This is a genomic window from Bradyrhizobium sp. SRS-191, from assembly GCF_024586915.1.
Taxonomy (GTDB): Bacteria; Pseudomonadota; Alphaproteobacteria; order Rhizobiales; family Xanthobacteraceae; genus Bradyrhizobium.
In genome coordinates, this window is sequence record NZ_JANBVS010000004.1 from 270679 (window position 1) to 285885 (window position 15207).

General features: G+C 65.3%; 11 protein-coding genes. 8 read left to right on the forward strand and 3 right to left on the reverse strand.

Translation table 11 applies throughout. From position 1 onward, the window contains the following. Window positions 1-190 precede the first annotated feature (190 nt). Window positions 191-1072 (forward strand): UTP--glucose-1-phosphate uridylyltransferase GalU, encoded by an 882-nt coding sequence (gene galU, locus NLR35_RS10040; RefSeq protein WP_257166398.1) that lies wholly within the window; start codon window positions 191-193, stop codon window positions 1070-1072. A gap of 40 nt (window positions 1073-1112) precedes the next feature. Here the strand turns inward: galU and NLR35_RS10045 are convergent, their stop codons facing one another. Next, window positions 1113-2621 (reverse strand): diguanylate cyclase, encoded by a 1509-nt coding sequence (locus tag NLR35_RS10045; protein ID WP_257166399.1) that lies wholly within the window; start codon window positions 2619-2621, stop codon window positions 1113-1115. A gap of 132 nt (window positions 2622-2753) precedes the next feature. Between NLR35_RS10045 and NLR35_RS10050 the strand changes: the two genes are divergently transcribed. The 7 genes from NLR35_RS10050 to NLR35_RS10080 all read left to right on the forward strand — a co-directional run bounded on the left by NLR35_RS10050 (window position 2754) and on the right by NLR35_RS10080 (window position 10911). Further along, on the forward strand, window positions 2754-3011 hold the full coding sequence (locus NLR35_RS10050) for a hypothetical protein (RefSeq protein WP_257166400.1): 258 nt from the start codon (window positions 2754-2756) through the stop codon (window positions 3009-3011). Window positions 3012-3148: 137 nt separating this feature from the next. Further along, on the forward strand, window positions 3149-4942 hold the full coding sequence (locus tag NLR35_RS10055) for a peptide ABC transporter substrate-binding protein (protein WP_257166401.1): 1794 nt from the start codon (window positions 3149-3151) through the stop codon (window positions 4940-4942). A 259-nt stretch (window positions 4943-5201) separates the two neighbouring features. After that, window positions 5202-6995 (forward strand): peptide ABC transporter substrate-binding protein, encoded by a 1794-nt coding sequence (locus tag NLR35_RS10060; protein WP_257166402.1) that lies wholly within the window; start codon window positions 5202-5204, stop codon window positions 6993-6995. A 41-nt stretch (window positions 6996-7036) separates the two neighbouring features. Further along, a complete protein-coding gene (locus NLR35_RS10065) occupies window positions 7037-7996 on the forward strand; it encodes an ABC transporter permease (RefSeq protein ID WP_257166403.1) in 960 nt (319 codons plus the stop codon). After that, a complete protein-coding gene (locus NLR35_RS10070) occupies window positions 7962-8903 on the forward strand; it encodes an ABC transporter permease (RefSeq protein ID WP_257166404.1) in 942 nt (313 codons plus the stop codon). Before NLR35_RS10065 ends, NLR35_RS10070 begins: the two co-directional genes overlap by 35 nt. Next, complete coding sequence (locus NLR35_RS10075) at window positions 8903-9913, forward strand: ABC transporter ATP-binding protein (protein WP_257166405.1); 1011 nt, start codon at window positions 8903-8905, stop codon at window positions 9911-9913. Before NLR35_RS10070 ends, NLR35_RS10075 begins: the two co-directional genes overlap by 1 nt. After that, window positions 9913-10911 (forward strand): ABC transporter ATP-binding protein, encoded by a 999-nt coding sequence (locus NLR35_RS10080; RefSeq protein WP_257166406.1) that lies wholly within the window; start codon window positions 9913-9915, stop codon window positions 10909-10911. The genes NLR35_RS10075 and NLR35_RS10080 overlap by 1 nt, the downstream gene beginning before the upstream one ends. 15 nt (window positions 10912-10926) lie before the next feature. Here NLR35_RS10080 and NLR35_RS10085 read toward each other — a convergent pair whose 3' ends face one another. Together NLR35_RS10085 and NLR35_RS10090 are read right to left on the reverse strand one after the other, a co-directional pair. Beyond that, the gene (locus NLR35_RS10085) at window positions 10927-12912 is read right to left on the reverse strand and encodes a cache domain-containing protein (protein WP_257166407.1); all 1986 of its coding nucleotides are present in this window, start codon (window positions 12910-12912) and stop codon (window positions 10927-10929) included. 181 nt (window positions 12913-13093) lie between these two features. Beyond that, window positions 13094-14956 carry a feruloyl-CoA synthase gene (locus tag NLR35_RS10090; protein WP_257166408.1) on the reverse strand — a complete coding sequence of 621 codons (1863 nt, stop codon included), beginning with the start codon at window positions 14954-14956 and terminating at the stop codon, window positions 13094-13096. Window positions 14957-15207: the final 251 nt, after the last annotated feature.

The following is a 15207-nucleotide window of genomic DNA, read 5'->3' on the forward strand; positions in this document are numbered from 1 at the left end:
AGCCTTCACGAGGCCCGGTCCTGCTTAACGGGAGATTAACAAGGTTAAGGATTTCCGCAGCGAAATTTAGCCCTTCCGTCCGTGTCGAGGGGAACACCGGACCAACATCCGCCTTTGTTCTCGGCTGCAAACCAGCTACCAACATGCGATCGGTTTCGCATTCATTCGTCACAAGGTTTAATCAGGCCCCATGAAGATCCGCAAAGCCGTTTTTCCGGTCGCCGGTCTCGGCACCCGCGTCCTTCCCGCCACCAAGGCGATGCCGAAGGAGATGCTGACGATCGTCGACAAGCCGCTCATCCAATATGTCTTCGACGAAGCGAAGGAAGCCGGCATCGAGCATTTCGTGTTCGTCACCGGGCGCAACAAGACCTCGATCGAAGACCATTTCGACCGCATGTATGAGCTCGACGCGACGCTCGCGGCGCGCGGCAAGAAAACCGAAATGGATATCCTGGCCCGCGACCAGCCGGAGGCGGGCGCCGTCAGCTTCACCCGTCAGCAGGCGCCGCTCGGCCTCGGCCACGCGGTGTGGTGCGCGCGCGACATCGTCGGTGACGAGCCGTTCGCGGTGGTGCTGCCGGACGAACTGGTGCTGAACACGCCGGGGTGCCTGGCGCAGATGATCGCCGCCGCCAACAAGCTGCCGGAGAAGAGCAACGTGCTCGCGGTGCAGGAGGTGCCGGCCGACCAGACCCATCAATACGGCATCTGCGGCGTAGGCCCGCGCGACGGCAAGATCTTCGAGGTCGACGGCATGGTCGAGAAGCCGGCCAAGGGCACGGCGCCGTCGAACTTCTCGATCACCGGCCGCTACATCCTGCAGCCGGAGATCTTCAAGATCCTGGCGACGCAGGAGCGCGGCGCCGGCGGCGAGATCCAGCTCACCGATGCGATGATCGGCCTGTCGAAGACGCAGAAATTCTACGGCGTCGATTTCGACGGCGAGCGGCATGATTGCGGTTCGAAGTCCGGCTTCCTCAAGGCCAACATCGCCTTCGCCATGGCGCGGTCCGACCTGCGGGATAGCCTGCGCGAAGACATGAAGAAGTATCTCGAGAGCAAAGGCTGAGACCGGCGCTTGCGCAGGTCTCGCCAGGCGGCTGGCGGCCTCACGCCGCCAGCGCGGCCGCGGGCTGTGGCCTTGGCACGGGCACGGTGATGCAGCGGTTGCGGCCCGCCGCCTTGGCCACATAGAGCGCCTTGTCGGCGGCATTCATCAGGGCGGTCCAGTCCGTCCCGCGCGACGGCGTCACGCTGGCGACGCCGATGCTGATCGAGGTGTTGGTCGCCTCGCCCGCCCACAAGGCGACCTTGTTGCGGATCGTCTCGGCGACGTGCAACGCGTCGGCCTCCGCGGTCCCCGGCAGCAGCACCGCGAACTCCTCGCCGCCATAGCGCGCCGCGCAATCGCCGGCCCGCCGCACCGAATCCGAGATGCAGACGGCGATGCCGACCAGCACCTGGTCGCCGGCCTGATGGCCGTGGGTGTCGTTGTAGCACTTGAAGTGATCGGCATCGATCATCAGCAAAGCCAGCGGCGTTTCGGCACGGAGTGCGCGCCGCCACTCGATCTCGATCGTCTCGTCGAACTTGCGCCGGTTCTTCAGCCCGGTGAGCGGATCGGTGGTCGCGAGCCGCTCGAGCCTGGATTCGACCTTCGCGCGCAGCTGAATCTCGCGTGCGGCGACCTGCGTGGCCGCGAGCACGAAGACGATGAGCGCCAGCATCAGGGCGCCGATCTGCGCCGCCTCGTTGCGCCAGACGGCGTACACGCTATCCCATGACCGGCTGGCAACCACGACCAGCGGGCCGCCGGCATTGCGCCAGACCAGGAGGCGCGGCACGTCGTCCAACGCGCCGGAGCTGCTCGACCAGCCGCTCGGCTCGCTCAAGGTGCGGGTCACGTCCGGCGCGCGTGCGAGGTTGCGGCCGATGGCGGCTTGATCGAAGGGCGCCGTCACGATGATGGTGCCGTCGCGTCCGAACACCGTGATGCCGACGCCCGGTCCGAGCGAGAGCTGGCTGAACAGGTCACGGAAATAGCTCAGCCGGATCGAGCCGGCGACGACGCCGGCGAAGCGGCCGTCGGGCGCGGAAATGCGGCGGCTCAGCACGATGGCGGTGCGGCCCTGATGCTCGGCGGGGCGGCTGACATACAGGCCGGCGTCGGCGCGGTCGCGATGAACCTGGAAGAACGCGGCGTCGCTGTGATCGTCAGGCAAAGGATCGAGCGTGGCCGAGTCGATGGCTAGGCGGCCTTTCGCGTCGAACACCTGGATGGCGCCGAAATTCTTCGCCGTGGAGGCGCGGTCGAACAGGATCAGGTGACGGATCGGCTTGCTGACCTCGTCGATTTCGGGCAGCAACATGTTGGCGGCGACGGCGCGCAGCGAGAGATCGTACAGCTCGATGTTGCGGCTGATGTCGGCGCCGATGCCGGCGGCAAGGTTTTCCAGCGCCTGCCGGGCGCGCACCTCCTCGCCGCGGCGCAGGTCGATCATGACGCTGGCGCAGATGGCGGAGAAGCCGATGATGGTGGAGATGGAGCAGGTGACGAGCGTGCGCGCCGAGAGACGCCAAGGCGGCTTTGCCCGGCCTGTTCGGCGTGTCCAGCGCATCGGCTCGTCCCGTCCCCGTGGAGTCCCGTCCGTAGACTGACGGATACTTCGAAGTAACTCATGTTAGGTTAACGAGTGGTGGCGGTCGTGGCTGCGTCCCGCCCTGGCTGCCGAGTGAGATGGAATTGCAATTTGCCCGACTATGACGCCCTAAGGGACTACCTCAAGCGGCAGACCCGTCCCGAGCTGGTGCTCAGCCTCGACGAGATCGAGGAGCTGATCGGCGACAGCCTGCCGCGGGCGTCGCACCGCGCCTCGTGGTGGGACAGCCTGCGGAGTCCGCAGGAGAAGATGCCGCAACGCGAGGCCTGCCTCGCGGCCGGCTATGTCGCCACCCGGCTGCCCGACGGCACCGGCGTCCGCTTCCGCAAGCTGAAGCCGCCGCGCTGAGCCGCCGCGACTGCGGCAAATGGCCCGGATCATGCCTATCGGCTCAGACGTATAGCCGTGCGGCGCGGAACCTCGAAGCACGACGCCCACGCGCTTCAACTGCATCACAGACTTTACTGCTTTGGAGAAGAACGACAGTGAACGAACAGGACCTGCGTCACGAGATTGCTGCGGTCAAGGATGGGCGGCTCTCGCGCCGCGATTTCGTGCAGCGGATGCTCGCGCTCGGGCTCACCGCGCCGCTTGCGGGCATGATGCTGGCGCATTCCGGGGTCGCGATGGCGGCGCAGGACTTTCCCTACAAGCCGACCAAGGCGGGCGGCGGCGGACCGCTGAAGCTCCTGTTCTGGCAGGCACCGACCCTGCTCAATCCGCATTTCGCCATCGGCGCCAAGGACCAGGAATCCGCGCGCGCGTTCTATGAGCCGCTGGCCGGATGGGATGCCGACGGCAATCTCGTGCCGGTGCTCGCCGCGGAGATCCCCAGCGTGGCCAACGGCACCATCGCCGCAGACGGGACCTGGGTGATCTGGAAGCTCAAGCCGGGCGTCAAATGGCACGACGGCCAGCCGTTCACCGCTGACGACGTGATCTTCAACTGGCAGTTCGCCACCAATCCGGAGACGTCGGCGGTCACCATCGCCGACTACAAGGACATCAAGACGATCGATCGGATCGACGATCACACGGTCCGCCTGGTGTTCGCCCAGCCGACGCCGCTATGGTTCACGGCGTTCGTTGGCGGTCGCGGCGCGATCATCCCGAAGCATCTGTTCGGCGACTATATCGGCGCGAAGTCGCGCGAGGCGCCGAACAATCTCAAGCCGGTCGGCACCGGCGCCTATCTGTTCGTCGACTTCAAGCCGGGCGACATGCTGACCGGCAAGATCAACCCCAACTACCACGTGCCGAACCGGCCGTATTTCGACACGCTGGAGATCAAGGGCGGTGGCGACGCCGTGTCGGCGGCGCGCGCGGTGCTGCAGACCGGGGAATACGACTACGCCTGGAACCTGCAGGTCGAGGACGAGATCCTGGTGAAGCTCGAGGCCGGCGGCACCGGGTTCGCCGAGATCGTGGCGACCGGCAATCTCGAATTCATCATGCTCAACGCGACCGATCCCAATGTCGAGGTCGACGGCGAGCGCGCGAGCCTCAAGACCAAGCACCCGCTGTTCTCAGATCCGGCGGTGCGCGAGGCGATCAATCTCTTGATCGACCGCGCCTCGATCCAGAAGTTCATCTATGGCCGCGGCGGCATCGCCACGTCGAACTGCGTCAACAATCCCGAGCGCTACCGCTCCAAGAACACGACGTTCGAGTTCAACATCGAGAAGGCCAACCAGATTCTCGAGAACGCCGGCTGGAAGAAGGGCGCGAGCGGGCTGCGCGAGAAGGACGGCAAGCAGCTGAAGTTCGTATTCCAGACCTCGACCAACGGACCGCGGCAGAAGAACCAGGCCATCATCAAGCAGGCCTGCCAGAAGGCGGGCATCGAGATCGAGCTGAAGTCGGTCGTGGGCTCGGTGTTCTTCTCCAGCGACGTCGCCAATCCCGACACCTACTCGCATTTCTATTGCGACATGGAGATGCTGATGATGACGATGTCGTCGCCGGAGCCGCAATCCTTCCTCAGCCAGTACGTCTCCTGGGAGGCCGCGACCAAGGCCAACAAATGGCAGGGCCGCAACGTCTCGCGCTGGCAGAACAAGGAGTATGACGATCTCTACAATGAGCTGCTGCGCGAGCTCGATCCGGTGAAGCGCGCCGCGCTCTACATCAAGCTCAACGATCTGGTCTGCGCCGGCCGTCATGTGCTGCCGGAGCTCAACCGTCCCCGCGTCAGCGGCGTCCGCAAGGGATTGCAGACTCATTCGTCGGGCTGGGACAACGATCTCTGGCAGTTGCCGAACTGGTATCGCGAAAGCTGAGCGCTCGCCCGCACCGTGGGCGCGCGCAGCGAGCTGATGCTGAGCTACGGTAGTGGCGTAGTTCCATTTTCCGGGGCTGCTCTGCAGCAAAAATTGTCGCACCGCGAAGGTGCGACAATCCATCCATTCCTTCTTGCGAAATTGGCCCGGATTCTGCTTTGACAGTCGCTTCGAAGGCTGATCCAATTTTGTGCAGCTCCGCGCTGATGCATCGCGGGGCGCGTTTTTTTGGCATCAGCACCACCTTGGAGCCGATTGAATGAACGAGCGTGATCTCCGTAACCAGATCGCTGATGTCAAAGCGGGGCGCCTGTCGCGGCGCGATTTTGTGCAGCGGATGATTGCCGTGGGGCTCACCGCGCCGATGGCCGGCGCGATGCTCTCTTATTCCGGCATCGCCGTTGCCGCCGACGCCATTCCCTACAAGCCGACCAAGGCCGGCGGCGGCGGTCCGCTCAAGCTGCTGCTGTGGCAGGCGCCGACGCTGCTCAATCCGCATTTCGCCATCGGCACCAAGGACCAGGAAGCCTGCCGGCTGTTCTATGAGCCGCTCGCCGGCTGGGACAAGGACGGCAACCTCATTCCGATCCTGGCGGCCGAGATCCCCAGCAAGGAAAACGGCGGTCTCGCCGCGGACGGTCTGTCCGTGACGTGGAAGCTGAAGCCCGGCGTGAAATGGCATGACGGCAAGCCGTTCACCGCCGATGACGTGATCTTCAACTGGGAATACGCCAACAATCCCGAGACCTCGGCGGTCTCGATCGGCAGCTACAAGAACATCAAGGCGATGGAGAAGATCGACGATCTCACCGTCAAGCTGATCTTCCCGCAGCCGACGCCGTTCTGGGCCGACGGTTTCGTGGCCTCGTTCGGCTGCATCATTCCCAAGCATCACTTCGCGGACTATATCGGCGCGAAGTCGCGCGAGGCGCCGGCGAACCTGAAGCCGGTCGGCACCGGCCCGTACATGTTCGTCGACTTCAAGCCGGGCGACACCGTCGCCGGCAAGCGCTTCCCGGACTACCACGTTGCGACGCAGCCTTATTTCGACACGGTCGAGATCAAGGGCGGCGGCGATGCGGTGTCGGCGGCGCGCGCGGTGCTGCAGACCGGCGAGTATGACTACGCCTACAATCTGCAGGTCGAGGACGAGATCCTCGTCAAGCTCGAAGCCGGCGGCCAGGGCAAGGCGGATCTCACGCTGACGGGCCACATCGAATATATCGGCCTCAACGTCACCGATCCGAACACCGAGGTCGACGGCGAGCGCGCCAGCCTCAAGACCAAGCATCCGCTGTTCTCCGATCCCGAGGTGCGCAAGGCGCTCAACCTCCTGATCGACCGCGCCTCGGTGCAGAAGTTCATCTATGGCCGTGCCGGCGTCGCGACCCCGAACTTCCTCAACAATCCCGAGCGCTTCCGCTCGAAGAACAACGCCTTCGAGTTCTCGATCGAGAAGGCCAACCAGATCCTCGACGCCGCCGGCTGGAAAAAGGGTTCCTCCGGCATTCGCGAGAAGGACGGCAAGCAGCTGAAGTTCGTGTTCCAGACCTCGATCAACGGCCCGCGCCAGAAGAACCAGGCGATCATCAAGCAGGCCTGCCAGAAGGCCGGCATCGATGTCGAGCTGAAGTCGGTCGTGGCCTCGGTGTTCTTCTCCTCCGATGTCGCCAACCCCGACACCTATTCGCACTTCTACTGCGACATGCAGATGTACCAGACGACGATGCCGCAGGCCGACCCGCAGTTCTTCATGAACCAGTTCACCTCGTGGGAATGCGCCACCAAGGAGAACAAGTGGCAGGGCCGCAACGTCTGCCGCTGGCAGAACAAAGAGTATGACGAGACCTACAAGCTGGCCCAGAGCGAGCTCGATCCCGTCAAGCGCGCCGCGCACTTCGTCAAGCTCAACGACCTCGTGGTGCGTGACAATTACGTGCTGCCGGAGATCAACCGTCTCAATGTGATCGGGGTCAAGAACGGCATGGTCCTGTACAAGAGCGGCTGGGACAACGACCTCGCGTTCATCGCAACCTGGCATCGGGCGAGCTGACGCGGCCCGCATGACCAGCCAGACATCGTAGTGGTGGAGCGATGGGAAACTACCTTCTCAGGCGCCTCATCGTCGCTTTGCCGAGCCTGCTCGGCATCAGCCTCATCCTGTTCGTGCTGCTCGCGCTGGCGCCGGGCGATCCGTTCGGCGAGCTCGCGAGCAATCCGAACGTGCCGCCCGAGGTGCGCGAGGCCTTGCGCATCAAGTTTGGGATGAACGATCCCGTGCTGGTGCGCTATGTGCGCTGGCTGGTCGCCATGTTCCAGGGCGATTGGGGCTTCTCGTTCGCCAGCCGCGTCAACGTCGACACGCTGATCCTGCAGCGGATCCCGACCACGCTCTACGTGGTCGGCACCGCGCAGATCCTCGCGCTCGCGGTCGCGCTGCCGGTCGGCGTGCTGGCGGCGCGGCGGCCCTATTCGATCTTCGACCAGATCGCCAACACCTTCGCCTTCATCGGCTTCTCGCTACCGACCTTCTTTACCGGCCTGCTGCTGATCCTGATCTTCAGCGTCAATCTCGGCTGGCTGCCGTTCGTCTATCGCGCCGACCTGCAGGCGACGGGATGGCAATGGTGGTGGGAGAGTATCAAGCAGGCCATCATGCCGATCACGGTGCTGGGCCTTTACCAGGCCGCTTCATACACGCGCTATGTGCGCTCGGCCGTGCTCGACGTCATCAAGCTCGACTACGTCACGACCGCGCGCTCCAAGGGCCTCGACGAGCGCAAGGTCATCGTCAAGCACGTCGTGCGCAACGCGCTGATCCCGGTGGTGACCCTGGTGGCGCTGCAGATGCCGACCGTGTTCGGCGGCGCCATCGTCACCGAGCAGATCTTCCGCATTCCCGGCATCGGCTCGCTCCTGATCAGCGCGATCCTCGCCAATGATACGCCGGTCATCATGGCGGTGACCTTCGTGTTCGCCTGCCTCGTCGTCCTCTTCAACCTCATCGCAGACATTCTGTATGGCTGGCTTGACCCACGCATCTCCTTCCGTTGAGGCGGCGTCGGCGGCCGCGTCGCCGAAACGGCGGTTCTCGCCGGGCCGCGACGCGCTGCGCCGCTTCCTTCGTCACCGCCTCGCGGCGGCCAGCATCGTCGTGCTGCTGCTGCTCGCGCTGTCGATCGTGCTCGGCCCGTTCCTGTGGCGCATTCCGATCAACGAGATCGACTTCACCGCACGGCTGTCACCGCCGTCCTGGGAGCACCCGTTCGGCACCGACGATCTCGGCCAGGACCTCTTGGCGCGCATGATCTATGGCGGCCGTATCTCGCTCGCCGTCGGCTTCGCCGCGATGGGCGTGGCACTCTTGGTCGGCATCGTCGTCGGCGCGCTTGCCGGCACCGCGAAGGGACCGGTCGACGCCGCGCTGATGTGGCTCACCGACCTGTTCTTGTCGCTGCCGCAACTGCCGCTGCTGCTGCTGATCATCTACCTGTTCCGCGACTTCCTCAAAGGCTGGCTCGGCCCGGAGGGCGGCGTGTTCGTGCTGATCGTGCTCGTCATCGGCGGCTTCCGCTGGATGCCGGTCGCGCGTCTGGTGCGTGCGCAATTCCTGTCGCTGCGCGAGAAGGAATTCGTCGAGGCCGCACGCGCGCTCGGCGCGTCGAATATCCGTCTCATCGTCCGTCACATCCTGCCGAATGCGCTCGGACCGGTGATCGTCGCGGGCACCATCGACGTGGCGGCGGCGATCATCGCGGAGTCGACGCTGTCGTTCCTCGGCCTCGGCTTCCCGCCGGATATTCCGACCTGGGGCCGGCTGTTGTTCGACGCCAAGGACTATCTCGACATCGCGCCGCATTGGGCGCTGTTCGCCGGCGGCGCGATCTTCCTCACGGTCATCGCGATCAACTTCATCGGCGACGGCCTGCGCGATGCGCTCGATCCGCGGAAGGTGATGTGATGGACGCGCAAGTGCACGCCAACGCGGCCCCGCTCCTCGAGATCAAGGGGCTGAAGACCTATTTCAACAGCGACGAGGGCCAGGTCCAGGCCGTCGACGGCGTCGACATCACGATCAACCGTGGCGAGACCCTGTGTGTGGTCGGCGAGTCCGGCTCCGGCAAGACCGTCACCGCGATGTCGGTGCTGAAGCTGATCGCGATGCCGCCCGGCCGCATCGCCGGCGGCCAGATCCTGTGGCAGGGGCGCGATCTCGTGCCGCTGCCGACGTCGGAGCTCAATCGCATCCGCGCCAGCGAGATCGCGATCGTGTTCCAGGAGCCGATGACGTCGCTCAATCCGGTCTACACGGTCGGCGACCAGATCGCCGAGGTGATCCGGCTGCATCAGGGCCTGTCCAAGAAAGCGGCGATGGATCGCGCGGCGGAGATGCTGGCGCTGGTGCAGATCCCGAATCCGAAAGCCCGTGTGCACGACTATCCGCATCATTTCTCCGGCGGCATGCGCCAGCGCGTGATGATCGCGATGGCGCTGTCGTGCAATCCCAAGCTCCTGATCGCCGACGAGCCGACGACCGCGCTCGACGTCACGATCCAGGCGCAGATCCTCGACCTGCTGCTCGACATGAAGGAGCGGCTCGGCATGTCGATCATGCTGATCACCCACGCCATGGGCGTCGTGGCCGAGGTCGCGCAGCGCGTCGTCGTGATGTATGCCGGCCGGGTCGCCGAGGAAGCGCCGGTCGATCGGCTGTTCGCCAATCCGCGCCATCCCTACACGCAGGGCCTGATCCGCTCGATCCCGCGCATCGATCTCGCCGCGGTCAAGAAGAGCCGGCTGGAGAGCATCCCGGGCAGCGTGCCGAAGCTGGTCAATCCGCCCGAAGGCTGCCGCTTCGCGTCGCGCTGCGGCTTTGCCATTCCCGAGTGCCGGCGCGCGCAGCCGGAGCTGCGCGAGATCGAGCCCGGCCACAAGGTGGCGTGCATCCGCGCCGAAGAGACGTTGTCGTGATGACCGAAGCTGTCGCTGCTCCCGCCACCGCACCGGCGCCGCTGCTCACCGTGCGCAACCTGACCAAGGCGTTTCCGATCAAGGGCGGCTTGTTGAAGCGCCAGATCGGCAGCGTGCGCGCGGTCGACGGCGTCAACTTCCACATCGAACCGAGCGAAACCTTCGGCCTGGTCGGCGAGTCCGGCTGCGGCAAGTCGACCACCGGGCGCTGCGTGCTCCGATTGATCGAGCCGAGCTCGGGCGAATTGAACTTCGAAGGCAAGGACGTGATCTCGTTGTCAGGCGAGAGCCTGCGTGCGTTGCGCCGGGACATCCAGATCATCTTCCAGGACCCTTACGCCTCGCTCAATCCGCGCATGACGATCGGCGCCATCATCGGCGAGGCGCTGACGATTCACGGGCTCGCGAAATCGCGCCGGCACTACGAGGAGCGTATCGTCCATCTGCTGGAGACCGTCGGCCTGCAGGCCGACCACATGACGCGCTATCCGCATGAATTCTCCGGCGGCCAGCGCCAGCGCATCGGCATTGCCAGGGCGATCGCGGTCGAGCCCAAGCTGATCATCTGCGACGAGCCGGTGTCGGCGCTCGACGTCTCGATCCAGGCTCAGGTCATCAACCTGCTTGAGGACCTGCAGCAGAAGTTCGGCATCGCCTATCTGTTCGTCGCGCACGATCTCTCGGTGGTCGAGCACATCAGCCGGCGTGTCGCCGTGATGTATCTCGGCCGCATCGTCGAGACCGCGCCGTCACGCCAGCTCTATTCGACGCCGAAGCATCCCTACACCGAGGCGCTGCTATCGGCGGTGCCGATCCCCGATCCCAGCGTCAAGCGCAAGCGCGTCCGGCTCAAGGGCGAGGTGCCGAGCCCGATCAATCCGCCGTCCGGCTGTCACTTCCACACCCGCTGCCCCATCGCGAAGGATGTCTGTAGCAAGGAAGTGCCGCCGCTCAAGGCGAGCGACGAGGGGCATCTCGTCGCCTGCCATTTCCGCTGAGGTCGACTTGGCGGATCACGCCGCCTGACGGTCCGAAATCAGGGCCGTCAGGCGCGCGGTCTGCTCCGGGTTGAGCGTGAACTGCACCAGCGCGGTGCGATCGCCGACGCGTGTGACAGTCCCCGGAAGGTCGGAAATCATCCCGGCGATCGCGAGCATGACCGGTGTGTTGACCGACAGGCGGACCGGAATCTGCTCGAGCAGTGCGCCGCCGAGCGACAAATTGCGCACGGACATGCTGATCTGTTCGCCATTCGCCTGCAGCGTGCCGGGACGATTGATGTTGAGCCGGGTCGAGAGACGGCGGTCGACGTCGGCGGTGGAGGTCCGGATCACGCGCACCAGCTCGGTGCGCAAGCGCTGCACCTTCTCGGCGACGGTGGTCGAGCCGTCGCGGATGTCGGTCGAACGGCGGCCGGCTTCGCTCGCCTCGCGCGAGACCTCGGCGATCTGGCTCGCGACCTCGCGCGCGGCCGCCGAAGTCTCCTCGACCGTACGGGAGATCTCGACGGTGACGCTGTTCTGGGCCTGGATCGCATCGGCGATACCTGAGGATACCGCTTCGACGTTGCGGATGACCTCGCCGATCGCCCCGATCGATGTCACCGAGGCGCGCGTCGAGTCCTGGATCTCCGCGATCTGCTGCGCGATCTCGCTGGTTGCTTTCGCCGTCTGCTCGGCCAGCGACTTCACCTCGGAGGCGACCACGGCGAAGCCGCGGCCGGCCTCGCCGGCGCGGGCGGCCTCGATGGTCGCGTTGAGCGCCAGAAGGTTGGTCTGGCCGGCGATCTCGCTGATCAGGCTGGTGACGGCGCCGACCTTGTCCGCCGCCTCCGACAGTTTGGCAATCGTCGCCTGCGCATCGGACGAGGCGGCCACGGCCTTGCGCGTCAGCTCGCGCGATGAGTTCACCTGGCCGGAGATCTGCGAGATCGAGGCGGCGAGCTGTGACGATGCCTTGGCGACCGTCTGCGTGGTGGCGAGCGCCTGCTCGGCGGCAGCCGCGACGCTGCTCGAATTCCGCTCCAGGGTCAGGGCGCTGTCGGTCATCGACTTGGCGTTGCCGGCCATCTGGCCGGTGCCTTCGGCGACCTCGCCGACGGCCTGGCTCGCGGCCTGCTCCACCGCTTCCGCCATCTCCTGCAGCGCCTTGGACTTGATGCGCTCGGCGACCTGACGCTGCTCGTCCTCGAGCATCGCGGTCTGCCGCGCCTTCTCCTCGGTCTTCAGCCGGAACTGCTCGATCGAGCGCGCCATGTCACCGAGTTCGTCGCTGCGGTTCTGCCCGGGCAGCTTGATGTCGAAATTGCCATGGCCCAGCTCGGTCAGCGCGCCGCCCATCGCGGCCAGCGCGGACGACATCCGCCGCGCGATGATCAGCGTGATCGATCCGATGACGAGCATGACCAGCATGGCGGCGATGAACACAGCGCGCTTGCTGTCCCACATCTGAGCCTCGAGATCGTCGACATAGACGCCGGTGCCGATGATCCAGCCCCAGGGCTCGAAGCCGGCGACGTAGGACATCTTGGGCTGCGGCGCATCCTTGCCGGGCTTAGGCCACATGTAGTCGACGACGCCGGCGCCCTGACGCTTGACGACATCGACCATCTCGACGAACAGCCGCTTGCCGGTCGGGTCCTTGTTGTCGGCGAGGCTCTGGCCGTTCAGCTCCGGCTTGATCGGATGCATGACCATCTTCGGAGCCATGTCGTTGATCCAGAAGTAATCGCCGCTGCCGTAGCGCAGCTTGCCGATCCGTTCCGCCGCCTTCTTCTGCGCGACCTCGGGCGTCACCTTGTCGCGCGCGATCGCGTCATATTCCTCGCGGGCGATGCTGACGGCGGTTTGCGTCAGATGGATCAGCTCGCTCTGCCGCTGGTCCTTCAGTGCGGTCTCGAGGTTCTGGCTTTGCGTTGCAGCGAGCCCGATGAGTCCACAGAAGGACAAGCCGATGATCGCATAGATGCGGAGCGCGAGAGAGAAGCGCGGCTGAGCCATGGATGGTCCTGGGCACGAGACGAGGGCTGATTGCGAATGATTTTAAGGTTTCGCAGTTGATGCCCGGTTAAGTGCCCGTGGTAGCATCATGCCGAATACAGATTGTCCGGCACGTAGTTCTACGGGATTTCGTAGGAAAACAGGTGCATCTCTGCATCAAAATGCGCTGCGCGGCTACTCATTAGTCGTCGTCACTTGGCCTGATCACGTCGGGCGCGGTGTCATCCTGCAGTCTTGCGACGAGGCTGGCGCGCCGCATCAGCACCGCGCGCTGGTTGATGTAGCCCTTGTCGGTGATCTCGCCGGCATCGAGCGACGGCGGCTCCGCCATGAGCAGCGCGCGCGTCGCGTAGCGCGACGAGCCGACGGCCTCGGCACGTAGCTTGGCAAGCCCTTGCGCGATGGCCCCGCGCACGGAGGCATGCGCCAGCACGTCGCCGGCCGTGGCGGTGTCGGTCAAGCCGGCCGTGACGCGGCAGGCTGCGATGTTCGGGACGATCAGGAAATGCACCTCGTCGGTGCCGTGGCCTGATATCACGATGTCCTGCGCAAGCGGCGCCAGCGCGGCAATGCCGGCGACGCGCAGCGCGCCGACATTCACCCAGGTGCCGGAAGAGAGCTTGAAATCCTCGGTGATGCGGCCGTCGAAGAACAGGCCGCGCTCCGGATGATCCGGGTCGGCCAGCTTCACGGCGTCGCCGATCTTGTAGAAACCTTCCTCGTCGAAGGCGACGGCGGTGATCTCGGGGGCTTTCCAATATCCCGGCATCACATTCGGCCCGCGCACGCGGACCTCGAGCTTCTCGCCTGATGGCACCAGCTTGAGCTCGGTGCCGGGAATCGGCACGCCGATATTGCCGGCGCGCTCGGCGAAGAAGTGGCAGTCGGTCGCGAGCGGCGACGTCTCGGTGGCGCCCCAGGCCGAGACCAGCGGGGCAGGGCGGCCGACCGAGGCCAGGCTCATCTCGTTGAGCGCGTCCCACAGATTCTGCGGCAGCGCCGCGGCCGCATAGAGGATGCATGTCACGCCGGAGAAGAACTTCTTTCGCAGATCCTCGTCCGCCTTCAGCGCTGCGACCAGCATGTCGAAGCCGCGCGGAACGTTGAAGTAGATCGTCGGCACCATGCTCCTGAGATTGGCGAGCGAGGTCTCGAACAGGCCGGGCGCCGGCTTGCCGCCGTCGATATAGATCGAGCCGCCATGGGCGAGTACCAGGTTGAAATTGTGGTTGGCGCCGAAGGTGTGGCTCCAGGGCAGCCAGTCGACGATGACGGGGCCGCCTTCGACCTCGCGCAGGAAGGTCCATAGCTGGCCCTTGGCCTGCTGACTCATGGTCAGCATCCCGTGCGTGTTGATCACCGCCTTCGGCTGCCCGGTCGAGCCCGAGGTGAACAGCAGTTTTGCGATCGTATCCGGCGTGACCGCGGCAAAGGCGCGGTCGACCTCCGGGCCGGGCTTCGTGCTGAGCATGACCTGCAACGGCACGGAGCTCGTGCCCTCGCCATCCCCGCTGATGATCACCGCGCGGTGCAGGCCCTCGATCGCGGCCAGCGCGCGGGCGAACGGGCCGTGCCGAGCCACGAAGATGGCGCCGGGATCGAGCAGGCGGATCATCGCCCTGATCTTCTCGTGGTCGGTCGACATCAGCGAGTAGGCCGGCGAGATCGCGCAGACGGGAATGCCGACATGCTGTGCCGCGAGCGCCAGCACCGCGTGGGCAATGCTGTTGTCGGAGAGAATCGCAAGCGGACGATCCGGGCCGAGACCCTGCGCCAGCATCCACGCCGCGGCGGCGCGGACCTGCGTCAGCGTCTCGCCATAGGTGAGCCAGGTCCAGGTGTCGCCGCGACGCTCGGCGAGGAATGTGCGGTCCGGCGCGCTGTGTGCCCAGTGCTCCAGCCATTCGCCGGTGCAACGGGCCGTGGGCTGCAGCTTCATGCGCGAGCGCAGGATGATCGCGCCGTCATCGCGTCTGATGGCCTCGATGGAGGGAGCGGCGAACATCGCGCGTTCCGGCTGGGGATGGCGTTCGGCGCTAATCATGGCCCGCCTCCGACCACGACGGACGGAACGGCGCAGGGCCCGCCGATGCGATGTCTCCCCGAGATTCACCGGAAGAGCCGCGATCGGCTCTGTTGCGCCGCCGCATTGCGATCGCAATGCGCTCAGCCATGGCCATCGCCGATGACATGGCTCCTCCCTCCATTTTGTAGTCGTTGCCGGTCAGACTAACAGAATAGTTGTGAACTGCAATTATTGCTGACGTGACCAATTGTGGCGGCTTGTTCTCGGGT

Coding starts and splice junctions, on each gene's coding strand:
- galU (WP_257166398.1), top strand. CDS start 191: ATGAAGATCCGCAAAGCCGTTTTTCCGGTCGCCGGTCTCGGCACCCGC.
- NLR35_RS10045 (WP_257166399.1), bottom strand. CDS start 2,621: ATGCGCTGGACACGCCGAACAGGCCGGGCAAAGCCGCCTTGGCGTCTC.
- NLR35_RS10060 (WP_257166402.1), top strand. CDS start 5,202: ATGAACGAGCGTGATCTCCGTAACCAGATCGCTGATGTCAAAGCGGGG.
- NLR35_RS10065 (WP_257166403.1), top strand. CDS start 7,037: ATGGGAAACTACCTTCTCAGGCGCCTCATCGTCGCTTTGCCGAGCCTG.
- NLR35_RS10070 (WP_257166404.1), top strand. CDS start 7,962: ATGGCTGGCTTGACCCACGCATCTCCTTCCGTTGAGGCGGCGTCGGCG.
- NLR35_RS10075 (WP_257166405.1), top strand. CDS start 8,903: ATGGACGCGCAAGTGCACGCCAACGCGGCCCCGCTCCTCGAGATCAAG.
- NLR35_RS10080 (WP_257166406.1), top strand. CDS start 9,913: ATGACCGAAGCTGTCGCTGCTCCCGCCACCGCACCGGCGCCGCTGCTC.
- NLR35_RS10085 (WP_257166407.1), bottom strand. CDS start 12,912: ATGGCTCAGCCGCGCTTCTCTCTCGCGCTCCGCATCTATGCGATCATC.
- NLR35_RS10090 (WP_257166408.1), bottom strand. CDS start 14,956: ATGATTAGCGCCGAACGCCATCCCCAGCCGGAACGCGCGATGTTCGCC.